We start from the raw sequence: 1529 nt of genomic DNA, 5'->3' as shown, positions 1-1529 counted from the left end.
GTGGCGCCGGTGGTAACGCCGGTGTCGGTGGCGCCGGTGGCTCTGGTCGCGGTGGCCAGGCCGCTTCCGGGGCCGATGGTGTCGCCGGGCAAGGCGGCAATGGTGGTGCCGGTGGCCGGGGCGCTGACGGTGTCGATGGCACGCAGGCGGCCGCGCCGGGTGGCAACGGCGGCGCTGGGAGCAACGGCGGCAACGGTGGAAACGGCGGCGCGGCCGGTACCGGCGGCCGCAACTCCGATGGCAGTGCCAGCGGGCTCGACGGCATTCAGGGCAACGGCGGTGACGGCGGCGACGGCGGCGATGGCGGCGCGGGCTATCACGGTGTGAGCGGAGTCAACCCCGGCGACAACGGTCAAGAAGGCGGCAGGGGCGGCGCAGCAGGGTCCGGCGGTCATGGGGGGACCGGTGCGGTCGGCGGGGCTGGCGGTAACGGCGGCAACGGTGGTCAGGGCGGCAACGGTGGCGAAGGCCGCGACGGGTACGACGCAGCCGGCGACGGGAACGCCGAGGCGGGTGCTCACGGTGGCAATGCCGGCGACGGCGGGAACGGCGGTGCCGGCGGTCGCGGTGGTACGGGCGGCAACGGTGGAGCTTCCACGGCAGCGGGCGGCGTGGCAGGCGCCAACGGCAACGGCGGCAATGGTGGTCACGGCGGAGCCGCCGGCACGCCCGGCGATGGTGGCGACGGCAAGGCTGGCGACGCCGCTCACCTCGCGGGCGGTAATGGCGGCAACGGTGGCAATGCCGGTGCGGCCGGCACGGGTGGCGAACGTGGCGCGGCCGGGACCGGCGGCAGCGCCGGTCCCGGCAATGCGGGCCAAGAGGGATTGTCCGGCAGCGGTGTCACCGGTGTCGGCGGCAACGGTGGCAACGGCGGCAACGGCTACGACGCCGGCAGTGACGACCAGGCTGTAGCGAGCACCAACGGTGGTAACGGTGGTGCTGGCGGCAATGGCGGCGACCGCGGCAATGGGGGCAACGGTGGCCACGGTGGCGATGGGACCACGGGTGCTCAGGGCGCAGACGCCCAGAATCCAGGGGCGTCAGGAAGCGCCGGCGGCACCGGCGGATCCGGCGGGAAGGGTGGCGCGGGCGGCGCGAGCGGCACCCAAGCCGGTAATGCGGGGTCCGGAGGAAACGGCGGTCACGGAGCTACCGGTGGCGACGGCGGCAAGGGCAATGACGGAGCCACCGGCAGTTTCGCCGACGGCGGGACCGGCAATGGCGGCAACGGCGGCAACGGCGGAGCCGGCGGTCACGGTGGCAACGGGGGCGACGGCGGTGCGGCGGGCGCACTGAACAACGGCAGCGGCAGCGCCGGAACGCAAGGCACGGGCGGCAATGCCGGCAGCGGTGGTAACGGCGCCAACCCCGGAGACGGCGGCAACGGGGCGTCCGGGATCGCCACCCACACCACTGGCGGCAACGGCGGAAACGGCGGCAATGTCGGCCACGGTGGTACCGCAGGTACGGCAGGAGTCGGCTCGAACGGCAGTGGCCAGGCCGGCAACACCGGCAGTGCGCCGGTC

The 1529-nt window shown here is 74.7% G+C and carries 1 pseudogene; it reads left to right on the top strand.

Features of this window, described 5'->3' with window-relative positions:
- Positions 1-1529: pseudogene (locus tag LI94_RS24085) on the top strand (cytochrome); the annotation flags it as partial.

It is taken from the genome of Mycobacterium sp. UM_Kg27 (genome assembly GCF_000972905.1).
Lineage (GTDB): Bacteria > Actinomycetota > Actinomycetes > Mycobacteriales > Mycobacteriaceae > Mycobacterium.
The sequence above is the reverse complement of the archived record's forward strand: the minus strand, read 5'-3'. Positions and strand labels throughout refer to the sequence as shown.